Origin of the sequence: Pigmentiphaga daeguensis (genome assembly GCF_039523035.1) — a bacterium.
GTDB lineage: Bacteria > Pseudomonadota > Gammaproteobacteria > Burkholderiales > Burkholderiaceae_B > Pigmentiphaga > Pigmentiphaga daeguensis.
Genome location: NZ_BAAAEN010000009.1, coordinates 18,685 through 39,604, shown reverse-complemented (window position 1 = coordinate 39,604; position 20,920 = coordinate 18,685). Strand labels below are relative to the sequence as shown.

The window sequence follows — 20,920 nt, the reverse complement described above, 5'->3', positions numbered from 1 at the left end:
TCGCCCGCGGTTCCAACCGCATGGTTATGGCCGCGGCGCGAAAAATCAGCCCGCCCCATGGGCCGGGACGGGACAATGGCGGCCTTCGCCATCACCGGGAGCCACCCATGCCAAGTTCCATCGACGCCCGCCTGTCGGCCCTGGGCATCATCCTGCCGCCCGCGCCCGCGGCCCGCGCCGCGCGCATCCGCATGGCGCGCAAGCTGGGCAACCTGCTGTTCGTCTCGGGCCAGTTGCCCAGCGTGAACGGCGAACTGCGCCACGTCGGCCGCGTGGGCGACACCCTGGACCTGGCCCAGGCCCAGCAGGCCGCGCGCGCCAGCGCGCTGAACGTATTGGCCCAGGCCCGCGCCGCCCTGCCCAACGGCCTGGACGACATCGTGTCGGTAGTGAACCTGCGCGGCTTCGTTGCCGCCACGCCCGACTTCGTCCGCATCGCCGAGGTGGTCAACGGCGCCTCGGACCTGATGGTGGAGGTATTCGGGGAAGCCGGCGCCCATACGCGCACGGCCGTGGGCGTGAGCAGCATGCCGCACGGCGTGGTGGTCGAGATCGAGGCGATGTTCGAGGTGGTGTAACCCCCCTACGCGCTTACGCGCGCCCCCCAGGGGGCGAAACCGGCGGACTGGCGGAGCCAGATCCGCGGTTTCCTGGGTCTAGGGAAAACTATCTTGGATAGAAGCACGGTTGCTACCGCTGGCAGCCAGTGATAGCCGCGTAGCGGCTGGGGGCTCACCATTCTGGGCCCGCGCAAGCGGATAGGGGGTGGGCTTCCCTAGAAGCTGGCTACGCCAGCTTCCCATGGCACTGCTTGTACTTCTTGCCGCTGCCGCAGGGGCAGGGATCGTTGCGGCCCACCTTGGGCAGTACGTTGCGCACGGGTTCCTGTCCGGATCCCGCGGCGGCGTTGGCGGCTGCCAGGGCTTCGTCGTAGTCGGAATGGTGGTACTGCACGTTCTGCACGTGCGGCTGGGCGGCCTCCTGCTCGACCTGTTCCACCTGCTCGGCCGACTGCACGCGCACGGTCATCAGCACCTTGACGACGTCGTTGCGGATGCGGTCCAGCATGTTGGAGAACAGCTCGAAGGCTTCGCGCTTGTATTCCTGCTTGGGGTTCTTCTGGGCGTAGCCGCGCAAATGGATGCCCTGGCGCAGGTGGTCCAGCATGGCCAGGTGTTCGCGCCAGTGCGTGTCGATGGACTGCAGCAGGATGGAGCGCTCGAACTGGCCCCACATCTCGGTGCCCACCAGGGTCACCTTGGCGTCGTAGGCATCGGCCGCGGCCTTCAGCACGCGCTCGAGCAGGTCGTCGTCGGTCAGGTTGGGCTCGGCTTCCAGCATGCCGGCCAGCGGCAGCTCGACCTGCCACTCGAGCTCGAGCGTCTTCTGCAGGCCCGGCACGTCCCATTGTTCCTCGACGGAGTCTTCCGGCACGTAGCCGCGGAACACCTCGGTGAAGGTGGCCTCGCGCAGGCCGGCGACCACGTCGGCGATGGATTCGGCCTCCAGGACCTCATTGCGCTGGGTGTAGATGACCTTGCGCTGGTCGTTGGCGACGTCGTCGTACTCCAGCAGCTGCTTGCGGATGTCGAAGTTGCGGGCCTCGACCTTGCGCTGGGCCGACTCGATGGAGCGGGTGACCATGCCGGCCTCGATGGGCTCGCCCTCGGGCAGCTTGAGGCGCTCCATGATGGCGCGCACGCGGTCGCCCGCGAAGATGCGCATCAGCGAGTCTTCCAGCGACAGGTAGAAACGCGACGAACCCGGATCGCCCTGGCGGCCGGCGCGGCCGCGCAGCTGATTGTCGATACGGCGCGACTCGTGGCGCTCGGTGCCGATGATGCGCAGGCCGCCGGCGGCCTTGACCTGCTCGTTCAGCGGCTTCCATTCATCGCGCACGCGGGCGATGCGGATTTCCTTCTCGGCCTCGGACAGCGAGTCGTCGGCGCGGATCAGGTCGACCTGCTTGTCGACGCTGCCGCCGAGCACGATGTCGGTGCCGCGGCCCGCCATGTTGGTGGCGATGGTGATATGGCCGGGCTTGCCGGCCTCGGCCACGATCTCGGCTTCGCGCGCGTGCTGCTTGGCGTTGAGCACCTCGTGCTTGAGGCCCGCCTTCACCAGCATGGCCGACAGCAGCTCGGAGTTCTCGATGCTGGTGGTACCCACCAGCACCGGCTGGCCGCGCTTCTGGCAGTCCCGGATGTCTTCCAGGATGGCGTTGTACTTTTCCTGGTCGGTCTTGAAGACCTGGTCGTTCTGGTCGACGCGGATCATGGGCCGGTTGGTCGGCATGATCACGGTCTCGAGGCGGTAGATTTCCTGGAACTCGTAGGCTTCGGTGTCGGCCGTGCCGGTCATGCCGGCCAGCTTCTCGTACATCCGGAAGTAGTTCTGGAAGGTGATCGAGGCCAGCGTCTGGTTCTCGTTCTGGATCTTCACGCCTTCCTTGGCCTCGACCGCCTGGTGCAGGCCGTCGGACCAGCGGCGGCCCACCATCAGGCGGCCGGTGAACTCGTCGACGATGACCACTTCGTTGTTCTGCACGACGTAGTGCTGGTCGCGGAAGAACAGGTTGTGCGCCCGCAGCGCCGCCATCAGGTGGTGCATCAGGCTGATGTGGCGCGGCTCGTACAGCGACTCGCCCTCGGGCAGCAGGCCCTGGCGCTCCAGGATCTGCTCGGCCTTCTCGTGGCCGGCCTCGGACAGGTAGACCTGGTGGCTTTTCTCGTCCACCCAGAAGTCGCCCTCGGGCTCGGGCTCGTTGGACTTGGGCTCGGACGCCATCCGGGTCAGCAGCGGCGGCACCGCGTTCATCCGGATGTACATCTCGGTATGGTCTTCGGCCTGGCCCGAGATGATCAGCGGCGTACGCGCCTCGTCGATCAGGATGGAGTCGACCTCGTCGACCACCGCGTAGAACAGCGCGCGCTGGCGGCGGTCCTCCACGCGGTATTCCATGTTGTCGCGCAGGTAGTCGAAGCCGAATTCGTTGTTGGTGCCGTAGGTGATGTCGGCCTGGTAGGCCTCTTTCTTTTCCTCGTTGGGCTGCTGGGACACGACCACGCCCACCGTCAGGCCCAGGAAGCGGTACAGCCGGCCCATCCAGCCGGCGTCGCGCTGGGCCAGGTAGTCGTTGACGGTGACCACGTGCACGCCCTTGCCGGCCAGCGCGTTCAGGTAGACCGGCAGCGTGGCCACCAGCGTCTTGCCTTCGCCCGTGCGCATTTCGGCGATCCGGCCGGTATGCAGCACGATCCCGCCCAGCAGCTGGACGTCGAAGTGGCGCATGCCCAGCACCCGCTTGCCGCCTTCGCGCACGACGGCGAAGGCCTCGGGCAGCAGGTCGTCCAGCGATTCGCCGTTCTGGTAGCGTTGCTTGAACTCTTGCGTACGGGCCGCGAGTTGCTCGTCGCTGAGTGCGGCGGTCTGGGACTCCAGCGCGTTGATGCGAGCGACCAACTTGCCGTACTGCTTCAGCAGCCGGTCATTGCGGCTGCCGAAAATTTTCTTGAGCAGAGAGGAAACCATGCGCGATATTTGCAAGCAACCGGGGCCGGGCCGTGGCCTGGCATCCCAGCCGGGATAGGGGATAAGCCAGCCAGTTTAGCACCGTGGGAGGACCTTGAATCGCGCGCCCCGTCCGCATGGACATCGGTGCCCGGCCGGGGCCGGCACCCGCCCCCCGCCGGTAGCGGTCCGGATCAATCCCGGGTCAGCCTGGCCTCCTTGACAATGCGGGCCATCAACTGCCTGTCCTGGGCGAACAGTTTCGCAAATTCATCGACGCCCATGGCGTCCGGCGCCACGCCCTGGGTGGCCAGGCGCTCCTTGATGACCGGCATCTCCAGCACCTTCGCCACCGCGGCGTTGATGCGCTGGACCACCGGCGCGGGCGTGGCGGCGGGCGCCAGCAGGCCGAACCAGGACTCGAACACGTAGGAAGGCAGGCCCGCCTGGGCGATGGGCGGCACGTTGGGCAGCAGCGGCGAGGCGTGGCGCGACGTCACCCCGATGATGCGCAGCCGTGGGTCCTGCAAGTAGGCGCCGACGCCGGCATTGGGCACGATCACGGCCTGCGCCCGCCCGCCGGCCACGTCGTTGGCCGCTTCCTGGGTGGATTTGTAGGGGATGTGCAGCATGTCCAGCCCGGCCGTGCTCAGGAAATAGGCCATGGCCAGGTGGGTGGAGCTGCCGATGCCGGCCGAGCCGTAGTTCAGCTCGCCCGGGCGCTTTTTGGCATAAGCGATGAATTCGGCCACGTTCCTGGCCGGCAGCGCGCTGCTGATCATCAGCACGTAGCTCTGGGTGCCGATGTTGGCCACCGGCGTGAAATCCTTGACCGGGTCATAGTGGGGCTTGGCGCCCAGTTCCGCCGTGACGAAATGGCTGGACGCGGCCATGAGCAGCGTACGCCCGTCCGGGTCGGCGCGCCCGACGTTGGACGTGCCGATGGCCCCGCCCGCGCCGGGCCGGCTTTCGATGATGATGGTCTGGCCCAGCTGCTGGCCCAGTTCCTGGTAGAAGGTGCGTGCCAGCAGTTCCCGGGCCCCGCCGGCCGCGAACGGCACGACGATGCGCGAGACCTGGCCGCCCACCTGGGCCTGCGCGGGAAGCGTGGGAACGGCGGCCGCCACGCAGGCGGCCAGGATTGCGAACCATTTCATGTTGTCTCCTGGGAATGAGGGCGGCGGTCCCCGCCGCCGCGATAGTCTTTACGGGCCGGCGCCGGTCACAGCACGCGGGTCACGTCGTCGAACAGCTCGTCGACGGCATAGCGCCGCGGTATCAGCTTCTGGTCGTAGGCGTAATGGATGATCAGCTCCAGCGCATGGCGGTTGGGTTCCACACCGAACGGCGTCAGATCCGGCGCGCCGGCGTCCCGCCGGGCCGCGGCCTTGCTTTCCTGCAGCAGGCGGTAGACTTCGCGGACCACATCCGGACGCGTCTCGCACAATTTCCGGTCCACGGCCACCATATGGTTGATGGGCACCATGGCGTGCCGGGCGCCCCACGCAGCGGCGGCCGCATGGGGGTCGGGCAGCACCGGCGCCAGGCGAGGATCGTCGGGCAGGTCGGTGCCGATGATGGCGGCATCCAGTTCCCCCGCCAGCAGCATCTCCACCATGTTCCGGCCTTCGGCCCGCGTCACTCCCGGCGGATCCGGAAACTCGGCCAGGTGCCCGTCCTCGAACGTCACCCAACGTATTCCATTCAGGTCCACCCCGTAGTCGTCGGCCAGGATGCCCCGCACCCAGGCCACCGTGGTCTGGGCGTAGGCCCGGATCCCGATGCGCTTGCCGGCCAGCTCCGCCACCCGCAGGCGGCCGCGCTCGACGTTGTGGACCAGGCAGTGGTGCTGGTAGCGGCCCGCCCCCACCACGGCCGGCATCAACACCAGGGGCTTGCCGTAGGCCTTGGCCTGCAGGAAGGTCACCAGCGCCAGCTCCGCCACGTCGAAGGCGCCTTCGCGCACCACGCGCTTGAACGCCCGGTTGGCGGTCTTGACCGGGTCGAACTCGAAACCGACCAGCGGCGAAGCGATCTCGCCCCGCTTCAGGGCCAGCGTGTTGGGATAATCGCCCAGCAGGGTGCGCAGCGTCGTCGGACCCATCACGCGCCCCTTGCCGATGCGGCGTCCAGCTCGGGATACAGTGCCCGGGCCGTGCGATGGAAAATCCATTCCCGCTCTTCGCCCGACAGCGAGGCGGTGGACTCCAGGGCTTCGCCCAGCAGGCTGGCCAGGCTGCCCGCCGACGCCGGGAAGTTCGATCCCCAGGCGATGCGGCGAACGCCGAACACGTCGATCGCGCGCCGCAGGAAGCTGGCCTGCGTGGCCGCCCCCTCGCGGGACTCCCGGACGTTGTGGGTGGTGAACTTGAGGAACAGGTTGGGATGCTCCGCCAGCGCGAACAGGCTGGCCGCCGCCGCATAGGGAGGACCGTCGTCCAGCCGGGGCCGGGCGAAGTGGTCCAGCAGCACCCGCACGCGCGGGAAGCGCCGCAGGATGTTTTCCAGTTGAGGCAAGCCATCGGCCCGCAGTTGCACGCACACGGGGATGTCCAGTGCCTGCGCCCGCTCCCAGGCGGGAAAGCCCAGCGGGTCGTCCAGCCGCGCCGCGTGGTCGGCCGCGGTATGCCCGGCGATGAACACCCGCATGCCCTGCAGCCCGCGGCCGTGCCAGTATGCGATGCGATCGGCGGCGTCAGGCTCGGACAAGCCGATCGAATAGACGCCGATGAAACGGTCCGGCCGAGCGGCGACCGAGTCCGCGACGTAGCTGCTGTCATGGCCATAGCAGGTGGAGGCCTGCACCAGCGCGACCTGCGCGATGCCGGCCTCGTCCATTGCGGCCAGCATGTCTTCGCGCGTGACCGGCCGCTCGCGCGACCAGTCCGATTGCCGGCCGGACAGCGGCGCCAGCGGATAGGCCCGCTGGTCCGCGGCGATGACGTGGGTATGTAGATCGATGATCGATGTCGGCTTGGGATGGGACACGGGGACTCCTGATCGAAGGCGCCCATCATGCCCGCATCAACATAAGCAAACCACTTAAAAATCTGGCGTTTATCATAAGCATCTACTTATGACACATCCGGAGAGATCCGCCATGGCGAGACTCGACTGGTACATCCGCGCCAACCTCAAGCCGCGCCACCTGCAATTGCTGGTGGCCCTGGACGAGCTGCGCAACCTGGGCAAGGTCGCGGCCAGCCTCAACATCACCCAGCCGGCGGTGTCGCTGGCGCTGTCCGAACTGGAGAAAGGCCTGGGCTTCAAGCTGTTCGACCGGACGGCCCGGGGCGTCCAGCCCAATGCCTACGGCGAATGCCTGATCCGCCAGGCCCGCGTGATGCTGAACACCCTGGCCCAGACCCGCGACGAACTGCGTGCGCTGCTGTCGGGCGCGTCCGGGCGGACGGCGCTGGGCGCGATGCCCGCCATGACCTCGGCCCTGGTCCCCCAGGCGCTGGCCGCGCTCAAGCGGGTCTCGCCTACGACCACGGTGCACGTGCAAGAAGGCTCGATGGACACATTGCTGCCGCAATTGCGGCGAGGCCACCTGGACGTCCTGGTGGGCCGGCTGTCCAGTTGGCCGTCGGCCGACTTCGAGGAAGCGCCCCTGTTCGAGGGATCGAGCATGGTCGTGGTGGGCCGCCAGCACCCCTTGGCCGGGGTCTCGTCGCTGCACTGGCGCGACCTCGCCCCGTTCCCCTGGATCCTGCCGCCGGTGGCGTCCCTGCCCAGGGAACCCCTGGAGGCCGTCTTCCAGGAACACGACATTGCCATGCCCAGCGACTACATCGAAACCCTGTCGGTTCCGGTCATCGCCAACTATCTCCAGTCCACCCGGGCCGTCGGCCTCCTGTCCCGCGTCGCGGCCCGCTACTACAGCGACCTGGGCATGCTGGCCATTCTGCCCCTGGAACTCCCCGGCCTGCTGCGCCCCATCGGCCTGACCTGGAGCAAGCAGCGCGCGCTGTCCCCCGCCAGCGAACGCCTGATGCGCTGCCTGCGGGAGGTCTCTGTTGATTATGGTCCCCCCCTGACGTAGGCCCTCCCCCTACCCGCTTACGCGGGCCCCCTCAAGGGGGCGATGCGGGTGGACCGGAAGGGAAGCCCACCCCCACGCCCTTCGGGCGCCCCCCAGGGGGCGATGCGGGTGGACCGGCGGAGCCGGATCCACCGCATCCTGGGTCTAGTGGGGCTGCCGCGTAGCGGCTGGGGGCTGGGGGCTCATCATCCAGGGCGCGCGTCAGCGCGTAGGGGGGCCTCTTTCTAGTCCAGCGGACCGGGGGCGGGCAGCGTGACGACCTTGGAGAACGGTTCGACCGGCTGTTTGCCGGGGCCGTGGGTCAGGAAGTTGTTGGGGTTGACCGCCACGCCGCCCAGCCGCACCTCGAAGTGCAGGTGCGAACCGGTGGAGCGGCCGGTGCTGCCGACGGCGGCGATGCGCTGGCCGCGCTTGACCAGGTCGCCCGGCTTGACCAGCAGCCGCGAGGCGTGGGCGTAGCGGGTGACGAGATCGTTGCCGTGGTCGATGTCTATCATGTAGCCGTAGCCGGCGTGGAATTCGGCCACCTGCACGACGCCGCCGGCCGCGGCCACGATGGGCGTGCCCGACGGCGCGGAGAAATCCACCCCTTCGTGCAGGGAACGCGTACCGGTGAAGGGATCGACGCGCCAGCCGAACGAGGAACCGTTGTACCCCTGCGTGACGGGCATGACGGTGGGCGTCATGGCCTTGCGCACGGACAGGGTCGTCAGCTGCGCGTCCAGGACGCTGAGGTAGTCGGAGCGCTCGGCCAATTGGGCTTCAAGATGATCGAGCTCGGAGCTGACGTCCTGGGGCGACATAGGCTGCGGCGATACCAGCAGCCCGCCGCGGCCCGGCACGCCCTTGGCGGAAAACGCCGGAGCCACGCCCGCCAGGCCGGCGACGCGCTCGCCCAGCGCGTCGAGCTGCATCAGCTTGGCCTGCATTTCACCCACGCGCTTGGCCAGCAGATTGATGTTCTCGCGCAGCACCGCCTGCTGGCGGGCTTCCTCGCGCGTACGCTCGGACAGGCCGGAGCCGCTCCATGGCCATGCGATGCCGGAAGCGGCGTAATTCAACAGTACGGCGCCAAGAATCAGGGCGGCACCGATTGCGGCGATCATCCCCGCGGCGAAACGGGGGGTTATGGTCAGCGTCCTCGCCTCGGACAGGCGCGGATGCACTATGATGATCTGCACGGAACGTGCCTCCTGGCGTGAGAGACGCGCCTTGCTCGGCGCCCCGTATCCTCTTGAATGTTCCCGAGACTCCAGGGAGTTCGTGATCGAAACTTTTCGTACCCGGCCCGCCGCGACCCTCCGGAAGCGGCGCAAGCCGCAGACCCATGCCGACCCCGCGCAGTACACCGCCACGCTGGCGTGCCTGGGCCGTGACGGCAAGGGCGCCAGCCTGCTGGGCACCGCCCGCCGTCTGCTGGACCTGGAACGCCAGGTCTGCGACGCCCTGCCCGCGCCCCTGGGCCCGTCCTGCCGCGTGCTGCGCTTCGAGGATGGCCAATTGACACTGGGCGTACCGGCCGCGGCCCATTCGGCCAAACTGCGCCAGTTGGCACCCCGGCTGGTGGCGGCCTTGGAAAAGCAAGGGTGGCAGGTTAACGGAATCGCCGTCCGCGTTCAAGCAACGCTTACCCGCCTGGAAGAGACCGAATTGTCCCGCCCCGCCCCCCGCGCCCCCGCGCGCCAGGCTACCGAGCTGGGCACCCAGGCCCTGGCCGAACTGAAAAAGAGGTTACCCCCCCCTACGCGCTGACGCGCGCCCCCTGGGGGGCGCGCGTCAGGGCGTAGGGGGGGTCACACGGTCACCCAGTCTTCGCGGAAGGCTTGGGGGGCGACCGACTTCGATTCGAAGGTGGCCAATTCCCAGGCCGAGCGGCGCTCCAGCAGGGCGCGCACGAGCTGGTTGTTCATGCCGTGGCCCGACTTGTGGGCCACGTAGCGGGCGATCAGGGGCTTGCCCACCAGGTAGAGGTCGCCGATGGCGTCCAGGATCTTGTGCTTGACGAACTCGTCGTCGTAGCGGAGTCCGTCGCTGTTCAGGACGCGGAATTCGTCCATCACGATGGCATTGTCCAGGCTGCCGCCGCGCGCCAGGCCCGCGGCGCGGAGGTTTTCCACGTCCTGCATGAACCCGAAGGTGCGGGCGCGCGCGATTTCCTTGATGTAGGAATGCTTGGCGAAGTCGATCTCGGCGAAATTCGACGTGGCATCGATGGCCGGATGGTGGAAATCGATGGAGAAGGCCAGGGCGAAGCCATCATAGGGTTCGAGCCGGGCCCACTTGGCCGATGCGCCTTCGCCCTCGCGAACCTCGACCGGCTCCAGCACCCGGATGAATTCCTTGGCGGCGCTCTGTTCCTCGATGCCCGCCGACTGCAGCAGGAACACGAAGGTACCCGCGCTGCCATCCATGATGGGTACTTCCTCAGCCGTCAGGTCCACGTGCAGGTTGTCGATGCCCAGGCCTGCGCAGGCGGACATCAGGTGTTCAACGGTAGACACCCGCACATCGCCCTTCTGCAGGACCGACGCCATGCGCGTATCGCCGACGGACATCGCGGAGGCGGGCAGGTCCACGGGCTCGGGCAGATCGATGCGGTGGAAGACGATGCCGGTATTGGGCGCCGCCGGACGCAGCGTGATCTCGACGCGCCGCCCGGAATGCAGACCGACTCCGGTGGTTCGAGTGACGCTTTTTATTGTGCGCTGGCAAAGCATGGCGGCTAGGAATCCGGGTTAATACTATATTGTAACGTTTCCGTGTTAGAGCGGGTGGCCCGCCACAGGTTCCGGGACGGCCGCGCACGCCCTGCCGCGGCCATCCCGGAAACGGAATTACAGCTGCTTGAGCAGGGTTTCCGCGTCGCTGACTTCGTACTTGCCGGGAGCTTCGACGTTCAGCACCTTGACGGCGCCGTCGTCCAGCAGCATGGAATAACGCTGCGAACGTACGCCCATGCCGCGCTCGGTCAGGTCGAATTCCAGGCCCAGCGCCTTGGTCCACTTGGCCGAGCCGTCGGCCAGCATGCGGATCTTGCCCTGGCTGCCCTGGTCCTTGGCCCAGGCACCCATCACGAACGCGTCGTTGGTGGCCACGCACCAGATCTCGTCCACGCCCTTGGCCTTCAGGGCATCATGGTTCTGCAGGTAGCTGGGCACGTGCTTGGCCGAGCAGGTGGGCGTGAAGGCGCCCGGCACGGCGAACACGGCAATCTTCTTGCCCTTGACCAGATCCGCGACCTGGAACGCGTTGGGGCCGAGCGAGCAGCCCTCGGTCTCCACGGCAATGAATTCGGTCAGGGTACCGTCGGGGACGCGATCACCTACTTTGATGGTCATGGAAGACTCCTAAAAAAATGTCCCCCCCTACGCGCTGACGCGCGCCCCCCAGGGGGCGAAACCGGCGGACTGGCAAAGCCAGATCCGCGGTTTCCTGGGTCTAGTGGGGACTGGTTGGGTTGTACCACCGGTGCTAGCGCAGGCAGCCTGCGAAGCAACAGCGCCAGGACCTCACGATACAGGAACTAGACCCAGGATGCGGTGGATCCGGCTTTGCCGGTCCACTCGCATCGCCCCCTGGGGGGCGCGCGTCAGCGCGTACGGGGGGCTCACCCACCCAGCAAGCGGATTGAGCCTTGGCTCAATCCGCTTGCTTGCGCAGGAAGGCGGGGATGTCCAGGTGCTCCATGCCCGAGCTTTCCAGCGCCTGCACGCGCATCGACGCATCCCGCGGGTTGCGGAAGACCGTGGGCGTGTCGTAGTCGTGGTAGTTGGTGCCACCCGCCTGGGCGTTGTAGGCCGGCACGTTGTCCGTGCCGGTACGCAGCTGCTGCATGGTGTTCTGCACCAGCTGCGGCTTGGCCTTGTTGCGGCCCAGGCCGGTCGCCACGACGGTCACGCGCAGGTCTTCGCCCATCGCATCGTCGTACGACACGCCGAAGATCACGGTGGCATCTTCCGCGGCATAGCTGCGGATGGTGTCCATGATCTCGCGGGTCTCGCGCATCTTCAGCGAACGGCTGGCGGTGATGTTGACCAGCACGCCGCGGGCGCCGTTCAGGTCGATGCCTTCCAGCAGCGGGCACGCGATGGCCTGCTCGGACGCCACGCGGGCGCGGTCCACGCCGCTCGCGATGCCGGTGCCCATCATGGCCTTGCCCTGCTCGCTCATGATGGTCTTGACGTCTTCGAAGTCGACGTTGACGTTGCCGTCCACGTTGATGATCTCGGCGATGCCGGCGCAGGCATTGTGCAGGATGTCGTCGGCCGACTTGAAGCAGTCTTCCTGCGTGGCGTCCTCGCCCAGCAGTTCGTACAGGTTCTCGTTCAGCACGACGATCAGCGAATGCACGTGCTGCGTCAGGGCCTCGATGCCTTCCTCGGCCATGCGCATGCGCTTGCTGCCCTCGAAGTTGAAGGGCTTGGTCACCACGGCCACGGTCAGGATGCCGAGCTCCTTGGCGACTTCGGCCACCACGGGGCCGGCACCGGTACCGGTGCCGCCGCCCATGCCGGCGGTGATGAACACCATGTTGGCGCCCTGCAGCGCGTCACGGATCTCTTCGCGGGCGGTCTCGGCGGCGGCGCGGCCCTGCTCGGGCTTGGCGCCGGCGCCCAGGCCGCTGCGGCCCAGGCGGATCTGCACCGGCGCATTGGTATGCGACAGCGCCTGCACGTCGGTGTTGGCGCAGATGAAGTCCACGCCCTGCACGCCGCGACGGATCATGTGGGCAACGGCGTTGCCGCCGGCGCCGCCCACGCCCACCACCTTGATGACCGTTCCACGGGTATCGGTGTCTAGCATTTCGAATTTCATAATGACCTCCGGGGGTTCTGGCGGATAAGTGGCGGCTGGGAAATGTGAAATGTGAAATGTGATCGGGCCGGAATCGACCATCTGACTGACCCCGCCTTGGGATCGCGCTTCACGTTTCACCTTCCCCGGTCACGCACCTCCTCGACTCATGTAAAAAACTGATTTGAACGAACTACTGGATACTCTGGACCTGCAACTGCACAGACTCAAAGAACGGGCACTGCTTCATCGGACTGCGAAGGACTGCACGATTCGGGCAACGTATGCGACGGGGGATCGCTTCAAAAATTCCCCAGGAACCACTCTTTCATACGAGAGAAAACCTGTGTGACATTTCCGGTCTGCTGCGCCACCTTGCGGCCGCGCACGCGCTGCAAGCGGGCCTCGGCCAGCAGCCCCATCACCGTCGAGAAGCGCGGGCTGCGGACCACGTCCGCCAGGCTGCCGGTGTACTCGGGCACGCCCAGCCGCACGGGCTTCAGGAAGATGTCCTCCGCCAGTTCGACCACGCCGGGCATCTGCGAGGTGCCGCCGGTCAGCACGATGCCGGACGACAGCAGCTCGTCGTAGCCCGACTCGCGGATCACCTGCTGCACGAAGGTGAACAGCTCCTCGACGCGCGGCTCGATCACGGCGCCCAGCGCCTGGCGCGACAGCTGGCGCGGCCCGCGGTCGCCCAGCCCGGGCACTTCGATGCGCTCGTCGGGGCTGGCCAGCACCTGCTTGGCCACGCCGTAGCGCAGCTTGATCTCCTCGGCATCGGGCGTGGGCGTGCGCAGCGCCGCGGCGACGTCGCCGGTGATCTGGTCGCCGGCGATGGGAATGACCGCGGTGTGCCGGATCGCGCCGCCGGTGAAGATGGCGATGTCGGTGGTGCCGCCGCCGATGTCCACCAGGGCCACGCCCAGTTCCTTTTCGTCGGGCGTCAGGCAGGCCAGGCTCGAGGCCAGCGGCTGCAGGATCAGGTCCTGCACCTCCAGGCCGCAGCGGCGCACGCACTTGACGATGTTCTGGGCGGCACTGACCGCGCCAGTCACGATGTGCACCCGGACTTCCAGGCGGATCCCGCTCATGCCGATGGGCTCGCGGATGTCCTCCTGGCCGTCGACGATGAACTCCTGCGTCAGCACGTGCAGCACCTGCTGGTCGGTCGGGATGTTGATGGCCTTGGCGGTCTCGATGACGCGCGCGACGTCCGTGGCGGTGACTTCCTTGTCCTTGATCGCCACCATGCCGCTGGAATTGAAGCTGCGGATGTGGCTGCCGGCGATACCCGTGAAGACGTCCCGGATCTTGCAGTCGGCCATGAGCTCGGCCTCCTCCAGCGCGCGCTGGATGGAGTTGACCGTGGTTTCGATGTTGACGACCACGCCCTTGCGCATGCCGCGCGACTCATGCTGCCCGAGACCGAGCACTTCGAAGCGCCCTTCAGGCAGCATCTCGGCCACGACCGCCACCACCTTGCTGGTGCCGATGTCGAGGGCAACGATCAGATCCTTGGTTTCACGAGTCATGGTCTTTTCTGGTTAGGTTGCATGGTTGATGCAGGTTTCCTTGGATTCGGTTTGGCACTGGCCGGCGGCCGGGCGGTGGTGACCGCGAAGCCGTTCGGATAGCGCAGGTCCGCATGTTCCAGCTTGCCGATGCGCGATTCGATCACCGGAATCGCCTGCACGAAGCGCTGGACACGCGACTCCAGCGACGCGGTGTCCGTGCCGGGCGCGGTGGTCGGCTCGCGCCCCAGGTCGATGATCGCGCCATTGGACAACTCCACCTGCCAGGCATAGCGGGGCGTCAGCACCACCCGCAGCGGGTCGAGCTTGACCGGCGCGAACCAGCGCGTCAGCTCGGCGTAGCGCTGCGCCACCAGCTTTTCGGAGCCCTCCGGGCCGGCGAAGATCGGCAATTGCCGGTCGTCCTCGGCCTCGCCCAGGTTGGCGGTGAACGATTCGCCGTAGGTGTTGAGCAAGCGGTTCTCGTTCCACAGTCCCAGCGGCTGGTGCTCCTGTATGGTCACCACCAGCGAATTGGGCCATTGCCTGCGCAGCGACGCCTGCCGCACCCAGGGCACCGTCTCGAACACCTGGCGCATCTGCTCCAGGTCGGCGGTGAAAAAGTTGCCCGTCAGCCGGCCGGAGATGGCCGGATGCACGCTGGCCGGCGTCACATGCTGGAGCGTGCCGTCCTCGGCCTCGATCCAGATCGTCTGCAACGCGAACACCGGTCGCTGCGCCAGCCACAGCAGCGCGCACGCCGCCAGCACCAGCGCCGCGGCGAGGTACAGGGTATTGGCGATGAGATTCAGGGTACGGGAGTCGTTCCACACAGAGTGTCCGATTCAATCTCTTACGAAGACCGGCCTGAAACCTTGCAGCGGGCATCCTTCAGGATCTCCACGCACAGGGATTCGTAGTTCATGCCTTCGGCGGCGGCCGCCATGGGCACCAGGGAATGGCCGGTCATGCCGGGCGAGGTATTGACCTCCAGCAGATAGGGTTGGTTGTCGGCATCCAGCATCACGTCCACCCGGCCCCAGCCTTCGCAGCCCAGGACGCGATACGCGGCCTCGCTGATTTCCTGGACACGCTGGGTGACCGCGGGCGGCAGCTGCGCGGGGCACAGGTAGCGGGTGTCGTCGGTGAAATACTTGTGCTCGTAGTCGTAGTTCCCCTCGGGCGCCACGATCTCGACCACCGGCAAGGCCCGCGCCGAGGCGCCGGTACCCAGGATGGCCACGGTCAGCTCGCGGCCCTGGATGAAGGCCTCGGCCAGGACCTGCTCGTCGTACTCGGCCGCCAGGTCGTAGGCCGCGCGCATGCCGGCCAGGTCCGTGACCTTGGTCACGCCTATGGTGGAGCCTTCGTGCGGCGGCTTGACGATCAGCGGCAGGCCCAGGCGGGCGGCCACCGCGGCCAGGTCGGACCGGCGGTCCAGTGTCTCGAAGCGCGGCGTGGGCAGCCCTTCGTGGACCCAGATGCGCTTGGTCATGGTCTTGTCCATGGCCAGCGCGGAAGCCAGCGGCCCGCTGCCGGTATAGGGCACCCGCAACAGTTCCAGCGCGCCCTGGATCGTGCCGTCCTCGCCATAGCGTCCATGCAGGGCGATGAAGACGCGGTCGAAGCGCTCCTCGGCCAGCTCGGCCAGCGAGCGCACGCCGGTGTCGAACAGGTGCGCCTCGATGCCCGCGCTGCGCAGGGCCTTGTGCACGCCGGTGCCGGACATGATGGACACGTCGCGCTCGGCGGACTTCCCTCCGTACAGCACTCCGACCTTGCCGAATTGCGCGCTCATTGCGGTATCCCTTCCTGATCCGATGCCGGAGCGAACAGCGCTCCCATTCTTGCCGGCATGCTTCCGATGGAGCCGGCGCCCATCGCGATGACGATGTCGCCGTCGCGCGCGAAATCCGCGATGGTCTGCGGCATGTCGGCGATGTCCTCGACGAACACCGGCTCGACCTTGCCGGCCACGCGCACGGCGCGGGCCAGCGAGCGGCCATCCGCCGCCACGATGGGCGGTTCGCCCGCGGCGTAGACCTCGGCCAGCAGCAGGGCATCGGCCGTACCCAGCACTTTGACGAAATCCTCGAAGCAATCCCGTGTGCGTGTGTAACGATGGGGCTGGAACGCCAGCACGATGCGCTGGTGCGGGTAGGCGCCGCGCGCCGCCGCCAGCGTGGCGGCCATTTCCACCGGGTGGTGGCCGTAGTCGTCGATCAGCGTGAAGCTGCCGCCGCCGTGTTCGGCCTTCACCGGGAATACGCCCGCCTGCGTGAAGCGGCGATTGACGCCCTTGAACGCCGCCAGGGCCTCGCGGATGGCGTCGTCCGGCACGCCCAGCTCGGTCGCCACCGCGATGGTCGCCAGCGCGTTGCGCACGTTGTGCTCGCCGGGCAGGTTCAAGGTGATGTCCAGCGGCGGCAGTTCGACCTGCCGGTCGCGCCGCCTGACGGTGAAGCACATGCGCGGACCGTCGGTGCGGACGTCGGTCGCGCGCACCTGCGCATCGGCGGCGAAGCCGTAGGTCGTGACCGGCCGCGAGACGAAAGGCAGGATTTCGCGCACGTTGGCGTCGTCGATGCACAGCACCGCGGTGCCGTAGAACGGCATCCGCTGCGTGAATTCCACGAATGCGCTCTTGAGCCGCGCGAAATCGTGGCCGTAGGTATCCATGTGGTCGGCGTCGATGTTGGTGATCACCGACATGACCGGCAGCAGGTTCAGGAACGAGGCATCCGATTCGTCGGCCTCGACCACGATGAACTCGCCCTGCCCCAGCTTGGCGTTGGCTCCCGCCGAATTCAGGCGCCCGCCGATGACGAAGGTCGGATCCAGCCCGCCCGCCGCCAGGACGCTGGCGATCAGGCTGGTGGTGGTGGTCTTGCCGTGCGTGCCCGCCACCGCGATGCCGCGCTTCAGGCGCATCAGCTCGGCCAGCATGACCGCTCGCGGCACGACCGGGATGCGCTTGTTGCGCGCGGCGATCACTTCCGGGTTGTTGCCCGCGACCGCGGTGGAGGTGACGATGGCGTCCACCCCCTCGACGTTGCCGGCGCTGTGGCCCTGCGTGATGTGCGCGCCCAGCTCCGCCAGCCGGCGAGTGGTCGCGTTGTCGGCCAGGTCGGATCCGCTGATGCGGTAGCCGAGGTTCAACAGCACCTCGGCGATCCCGCTCATGCCGGAGCCGCCTATGCCAACGAAATGGATGTGTCGGATTCGATGTCTCATGATGTGTCAGCGTCGCGCCGCCGCCTCGCAGATGTCGGCGATCCGCTCGGTGGCGAGCGGATGCGCCAGCGCTCGCGCGCGGGTCGCGGTTTCGGCCAGTTCGGCCCGTGTGCGTTGGCGCAGCCAGTCGGCCAGCCACTCGGCCGTCAGGGCCGATTGCGGCTGCAGCCATCCGGCCTGCGCATCGCTCAGATATCTGGCATTGGTGGTCTGGTGGTCGTCCACCGCGTGCGGGAACGGCACGAACAGGGCCGCCACGCCCGCCGCGCATACCTCGGCCACCGTCATCGCGCCGGAGCGGCAGATGACCAGGTCGGCCTCGGCATAGGCGGATGCCATGTCGGCGATGAACGCGCGGCAGTCGGCGTCCACTCCCGCCCGGGCATACGCCGTGCGCAATTCCTCGATGTGCTTTTCGCCCGCCTGGTGCACCACCTGCGGACGCGCGTCCGCCGGCAGCATCGCCAGGGCGGCGGGCACGGTGCCGTTGAGCGCCTGCGCCCCCAGGCTGCCGCCCACGACCAGCAGGCGCAGCGGACCGGCGTGGCCGGCGAAGCGCTCGGCCGGCGGAGCCACGGCGGCCACCTCGGGCCGCACGGGATTGCCGGTCAGCTCGCCGGGCAAGGCTCCGGGAAAAGCGGTCAGCACCTTGCTGGCCCAGCGCGCCAGCACCCGGTTGGTCATGCCGGCCACCGAATTCTGTTCGTGCACGACCAGCGGCGTGCCCCGCAGCCTCGCCATCAATCCACCCGGCAGCGCCACGTAGCCGCCCATGCCGAGCACCACATCGGGACGGTAGCGGCGCAACGCCGACAGGGCCTGCGCCGCGGCGCGGGCCAGCGTGAACGGCAGCTTGAGCAGCGTGGCCAGGCCCTTGCCCCGCACGCCGGAAAAACGCACGGGCGCCATCGGGATGCCCTGGGGCGGCACGAGCCGGCCTTCCATGGCGTCCGGATTGCCCATCCACACCACGTTCCAGCCGCGCGCGCGCAGCGCGCCGGCCACCGCCAGTCCCGGCATGATGTGGCCGCCGGTGCCGCCGGCCATGACCATCAGCGTGCGCGGCGCGTTCATAGCCGCCCTCCGCGCATCAGGATGCGGTTCTCGTAGTCCACCCGCATCAGCACGGCCAGCGCCGCCATGTTGGCGATGATGCCCGAGCCGCCGAAACTCATGAAGGGCAGCGTCAGCCCCTTGGTTGGCAAGAGGCCCAGGTTCACGCCCATGTTGATCAGCGCCTGCACGCCTATCCACAGGACCACGCCTTTGGCGACGAGACCGCTGAACACGCGGTCCATGGCGATGGCCTGGCGGCCGATCTCGAAGCCCCGGCGCACGATCACGAAGAACAGCGTGATCACGACCAGCACCCCGACGAACCCGAGTTCTTCGCCGATCACGGCCAGCAGGAAGTCGGTGTGCGCCTCCGGCAGGTAGTGCAGTTTTTCCACGCTGGCGCCCAGGCCCACGCCGAACCATTCGCCGCGGCCGAAGGCGATCAGCGAATGCGACAACTGGTAGGCCTTGCCCAGCGCGTTGGCCTCGGTCCAGGGATCCAGGTAGGCGAACAGCCGCTCGCGCCGCCAGGGCGCGGCCCAGATCAGCAGCAGGAAGGTCGACACCAGCACGGCGGTTAGGCCGCCGAACAGCTTGCCGTTGATGCCGCCCAGGAACAGGATGCCCATCGAGATCGCGACGATGACCACGAAGGCGCCCAGGTCGGGTTCGAGCAGCAGCAAGAGACCCGTGGCCGCCATCGCGCAGGCCATGGGCAGGAAGCCGCGCACGAAGTTCTGCATGTAGGCCTGCTTGCGCACGGTGTAGTCGGCGGCGTAGATCAGCACGGCCAGCTTCATCAGCTCGGAGGGCTGGAAGTTGACGAAGCCCAGCGGCAGCCAGCGGTGCGAGCCGTTCACTTCCTTGCCGATGCCGGGAATCAGCACCGCCACGAGCAGGAACAGGGCCACGCCGAACACCGGCATCGAGAATTTCTGCCACACGTCCATGCGGATCGTGAACGTGGCGGCGGCCACCACCACGCCCAGTGTCAGGTACAGCGCGTGGCGGACCAGGAAATAGTAGTTGCCGTAATTAGCGAACTTGGGCGAGTCGGACAGCGTGACCGACGCGGAATACACCATGACCAGCCCGAGCAGCAGCAGCGCCAGGGCCGAGGTGACCAGCGCGGCGTCGTAGTTCAGCATCCGCGTGCGGCTGGGCCGCACGGCGTTGACGCTACCGGTGAGTTCGGCGAACAGGCTCATCGGGCTACACCTCCCCCCGGTCGGCAGCTAACGTCTGCACGGCATCGACGAACCGGTCGGCGCGGTGCTTGTAGTCGCGGAACATGTCGAAGCTGGCGCAGGCCGGCGACAGCAGCACGGCATCGCCCGGTTGCGCCAGGTCCAGGGCGGTGCGCACGGCGGCGTCCAGGTCCTGGCCGGTGGCCAGCGGCACGCCGGTGTCCTTCAGCGCCTCGGCGATCAGCGGCCCGTCGCGGCCGATCAGGACCACGGCGCGCGCATGCAAGGCCACGGCGCGGGCCAGCGGCGAGAAATCCTGGCCCTTGCCGACGCCGCCGGCGATCAGCACGCTGCGCTGGCCCAGTCCCTCCAGCGCGGCGACGGTCGCGCCCACGTTGGTGCCCTTGCTGTCGTCGATGAAATCGACGCCGGCGATGCCGCGCACGAACTCGACGCGATGCGGCTCGCCCCGGTATTCGCGCACCGCGCGCAGCAGCGGCGCCCACGGCAGCCCCAGGCTGCGCGCCAGCAGGAGCGCCGCCTGGACGTTCAGGGCGTTGTGCAGGCCCCGGATCAGCAGCGCGTCGACCGGCATCAGCCGGTTCACCCGTCCATCGGGACGGGTCACGACCTCGCCCTTCTTGCGCTTGGGCGGCGGCGCGTCGAAATCCTCGGCCGCCGCCTCGGCCAGCCAGGCCACGCCATGGCTGTGGTCCAGCCCCAGGTCGCCCGTGGCCACCGGTGCCTCGCGTCCGAAACTGCGCACGTGCTCCGCGTCCAGCCGCTCGACCATGGCCGCCACCTGGGCATCGTCGCGATTGACCACGGCTACCGACGAGGCCGCGAGCAGCCGGGCCTTGGCGGCGCCATAGGCGCGCATGTCGCCGTGCCAGTCCAGGTGGTCCTGGGTCAGGTTCAGCACCGCGCCCGCGTCGGGCCGCAGGCTGTGCGTGGTTTCCAGCTGGAAGCTCGACAGTTCCAGCACCCAGACGTCTGGCAGGCGGTCCTCGTCCAGCGCGGCCATCAGCGCGGTCAGCGCGGCCGGGCTGATGTTGCCGGCCACCGCCACGGTACGGCCGGCGGCCTCGACCAGATGGCCCGTCAGTGCGCAGACGGTCGTCTTGCCGTTGGTGCCGGTCACCGCCAGCACGCGCGGCGCGTACGACCTGGAGACGGCCAGCTCGGCCAGGGCCAGCGCGAACAGCTCGATCTCGCCGATGACCGGGATCCCGCGTTCGCGGGCGGCGCCGACCAGGTCGCCCGCGGGCGCCGCGTGCGGCGGCAGGCCCGGGCTGATGACGACGCGCTCGACGCCTTCGAGCAGGGCGGGATCGAAGACGCTCACGCCGCCGTTGTCCCGCATGGCGCCCGCGCCCAGCCGGAACTCGGCGTGCGGCGCGGCTTCCCGCAGGGCCTGCAAACCCGCCGGCTCGGCGCGCGAGTCGGCCACGCGCAGGCCCCCGCCCGCCCGCGCGCACCAGCGCACGGCGGCCGCGCCCGATTCGCCCAGGCCCAGGACCAGGGTGAACGGCGCTTGCGCGGCGGTTTCAACGGGGGTTTGCATGTTCAGCGATTCGTCC

General features: G+C 68.1%; 18 protein-coding genes. 3 read left to right on the top strand and 15 right to left on the bottom strand.

The genetic code is table 11. From position 1 onward, the window contains the following. Positions 1-107: 107 nt before the first annotated feature. Entirely contained in the window at positions 108-578 is a 471-nt protein-coding gene (locus ABD104_RS13210) for a RidA family protein (protein WP_087841720.1), read from the top strand. A gap of 208 nt (positions 579-786) precedes the next feature. On the opposite strand, the gene secA is transcribed toward ABD104_RS13210, so the two are convergent. From secA to ABD104_RS13190, 4 genes are all read right to left on the bottom strand, one after another. Beyond that, the gene (gene secA / locus ABD104_RS13205) at positions 787-3,531 is read right to left on the bottom strand and encodes a preprotein translocase subunit SecA (RefSeq protein ID WP_132980546.1); all 2,745 of its coding nucleotides are present in this window, start codon (positions 3,529-3,531) and stop codon (positions 787-789) included. A 173-nt stretch (positions 3,532-3,704) separates the two neighbouring features. Then, positions 3,705-4,667, bottom strand: a complete 963-nt coding sequence (locus ABD104_RS13200) for a tripartite tricarboxylate transporter substrate binding protein (RefSeq protein ID WP_343927648.1) — start codon at positions 4,665-4,667, stop codon at positions 3,705-3,707. A gap of 65 nt (positions 4,668-4,732) precedes the next feature. Continuing rightward, the gene (locus ABD104_RS13195) at positions 4,733-5,614 is read right to left on the bottom strand and encodes a substrate-binding domain-containing protein (protein ID WP_279815607.1); all 882 of its coding nucleotides are present in this window, start codon (positions 5,612-5,614) and stop codon (positions 4,733-4,735) included. Beyond that, positions 5,614-6,498, bottom strand: a complete 885-nt coding sequence (locus tag ABD104_RS13190) for an amidohydrolase family protein (protein ID WP_343927647.1) — start codon at positions 6,496-6,498, stop codon at positions 5,614-5,616. The genes ABD104_RS13195 and ABD104_RS13190 overlap by 1 nt, the downstream gene beginning before the upstream one ends. Positions 6,499-6,610: 112 nt before the next feature. On the opposite strand from ABD104_RS13190, the gene ABD104_RS13185 reads away from it, so the two are divergent. Beyond that, positions 6,611-7,555 (top strand): LysR substrate-binding domain-containing protein, encoded by a 945-nt coding sequence (locus ABD104_RS13185; protein ID WP_343927646.1) that lies wholly within the window; start codon positions 6,611-6,613, stop codon positions 7,553-7,555. 224 nt (positions 7,556-7,779) lie between these two features. Here ABD104_RS13185 and ABD104_RS13180 read toward each other — a convergent pair whose 3' ends face one another. Further along, positions 7,780-8,736 carry a M23 family metallopeptidase gene (locus ABD104_RS13180; RefSeq protein WP_087841726.1) on the bottom strand — a complete coding sequence of 319 codons (957 nt, stop codon included), beginning with the start codon at positions 8,734-8,736 and terminating at the stop codon, positions 7,780-7,782. A gap of 82 nt (positions 8,737-8,818) precedes the next feature. On the opposite strand from ABD104_RS13180, the gene ABD104_RS13175 reads away from it, so the two are divergent. Continuing rightward, positions 8,819-9,307 (top strand): DciA family protein, encoded by a 489-nt coding sequence (locus ABD104_RS13175; RefSeq protein ID WP_338616257.1) that lies wholly within the window; start codon positions 8,819-8,821, stop codon positions 9,305-9,307. 41 nt (positions 9,308-9,348) lie between these two features. Here ABD104_RS13175 and lpxC read toward each other — a convergent pair whose 3' ends face one another. From lpxC to murD, 10 genes are all read right to left on the bottom strand, one after another. Continuing rightward, positions 9,349-10,272: a UDP-3-O-acyl-N-acetylglucosamine deacetylase gene (gene lpxC, locus ABD104_RS13170; protein ID WP_132980541.1), complete on the bottom strand. Its 924-nt coding sequence runs from the start codon at positions 10,270-10,272 to the stop codon at positions 9,349-9,351. 117 nt (positions 10,273-10,389) lie between these two features. Further along, on the bottom strand, positions 10,390-10,893 hold the full coding sequence (locus ABD104_RS13165) for a peroxiredoxin (protein WP_087841728.1): 504 nt from the start codon (positions 10,891-10,893) through the stop codon (positions 10,390-10,392). Between the two features lie 301 nt (positions 10,894-11,194). Further along, the gene (ftsZ, locus tag ABD104_RS13160; RefSeq protein ID WP_132980572.1) at positions 11,195-12,373 is read right to left on the bottom strand and encodes a cell division protein FtsZ; all 1,179 of its coding nucleotides are present in this window, start codon (positions 12,371-12,373) and stop codon (positions 11,195-11,197) included. Between the two features lie 278 nt (positions 12,374-12,651). Then, entirely contained in the window at positions 12,652-13,884 is a 1,233-nt protein-coding gene (ftsA, locus tag ABD104_RS13155; RefSeq protein ID WP_087841729.1) for a cell division protein FtsA, read from the bottom strand. Then, positions 13,881-14,696: a cell division protein FtsQ/DivIB gene (locus ABD104_RS13150; protein WP_087841730.1), complete on the bottom strand. Its 816-nt coding sequence runs from the start codon at positions 14,694-14,696 to the stop codon at positions 13,881-13,883. Before ABD104_RS13150 ends, ftsA begins: the two co-directional genes overlap by 4 nt. 20 nt (positions 14,697-14,716) lie before the next feature. Continuing rightward, positions 14,717-15,661: a D-alanine--D-alanine ligase gene (locus ABD104_RS13145; protein ID WP_087841731.1), complete on the bottom strand. Its 945-nt coding sequence runs from the start codon at positions 15,659-15,661 to the stop codon at positions 14,717-14,719. Next, complete coding sequence (gene murC, locus ABD104_RS13140; protein WP_087841732.1) at positions 15,658-17,097, bottom strand: UDP-N-acetylmuramate--L-alanine ligase; 1,440 nt, start codon at positions 17,095-17,097, stop codon at positions 15,658-15,660. Before murC ends, ABD104_RS13145 begins: the two co-directional genes overlap by 4 nt. A 6-nt stretch (positions 17,098-17,103) precedes the next feature. Then, entirely contained in the window at positions 17,104-18,171 is a 1,068-nt protein-coding gene (murG, locus tag ABD104_RS13135; RefSeq protein WP_279815617.1) for an undecaprenyldiphospho-muramoylpentapeptide beta-N-acetylglucosaminyltransferase, read from the bottom strand. After that, positions 18,168-19,361 (bottom strand): putative lipid II flippase FtsW, encoded by a 1,194-nt coding sequence (gene ftsW, locus ABD104_RS13130; protein WP_087841734.1) that lies wholly within the window; start codon positions 19,359-19,361, stop codon positions 18,168-18,170. The genes murG and ftsW overlap by 4 nt, the downstream gene beginning before the upstream one ends. 4 nt (positions 19,362-19,365) lie before the next feature. Next, positions 19,366-20,904 (bottom strand): UDP-N-acetylmuramoyl-L-alanine--D-glutamate ligase, encoded by a 1,539-nt coding sequence (gene murD / locus ABD104_RS13125; RefSeq protein WP_279815619.1) that lies wholly within the window; start codon positions 20,902-20,904, stop codon positions 19,366-19,368. Positions 20,905-20,920: the final 16 nt, after the last annotated feature.

Bases quoted from the DNA above. Each gene is read 5' to 3' on its own strand.
- ABD104_RS13210 (WP_087841720.1), top strand. From the start codon at position 108: ATGCCAAGTTCCATCGACGCCCGCCTGTCGGCCCTGGGCATCATCCTG.
- secA (WP_132980546.1), bottom strand. From the start codon at position 3,531: ATGGTTTCCTCTCTGCTCAAGAAAATTTTCGGCAGCCGCAATGACCGG.
- ABD104_RS13200 (WP_343927648.1), bottom strand. From the start codon at position 4,667: ATGAAATGGTTCGCAATCCTGGCCGCCTGCGTGGCGGCCGCCGTTCCC.
- ABD104_RS13195 (WP_279815607.1), bottom strand. From the start codon at position 5,614: ATGGGTCCGACGACGCTGCGCACCCTGCTGGGCGATTATCCCAACACG.
- ABD104_RS13185 (WP_343927646.1), top strand. From the start codon at position 6,611: ATGGCGAGACTCGACTGGTACATCCGCGCCAACCTCAAGCCGCGCCAC.
- lpxC (WP_132980541.1), bottom strand. From the start codon at position 10,272: ATGCTTTGCCAGCGCACAATAAAAAGCGTCACTCGAACCACCGGAGTC.
- ABD104_RS13165 (WP_087841728.1), bottom strand. From the start codon at position 10,893: ATGACCATCAAAGTAGGTGATCGCGTCCCCGACGGTACCCTGACCGAA.
- ftsA (WP_087841729.1), bottom strand. From the start codon at position 13,884: ATGACTCGTGAAACCAAGGATCTGATCGTTGCCCTCGACATCGGCACC.
- ABD104_RS13145 (WP_087841731.1), bottom strand. From the start codon at position 15,661: ATGAGCGCGCAATTCGGCAAGGTCGGAGTGCTGTACGGAGGGAAGTCC.
- murC (WP_087841732.1), bottom strand. From the start codon at position 17,097: ATGAGACATCGAATCCGACACATCCATTTCGTTGGCATAGGCGGCTCC.
- murG (WP_279815617.1), bottom strand. From the start codon at position 18,171: ATGAACGCGCCGCGCACGCTGATGGTCATGGCCGGCGGCACCGGCGGC.
- ftsW (WP_087841734.1), bottom strand. From the start codon at position 19,361: ATGAGCCTGTTCGCCGAACTCACCGGTAGCGTCAACGCCGTGCGGCCC.
- murD (WP_279815619.1), bottom strand. From the start codon at position 20,904: ATGCAAACCCCCGTTGAAACCGCCGCGCAAGCGCCGTTCACCCTGGTC.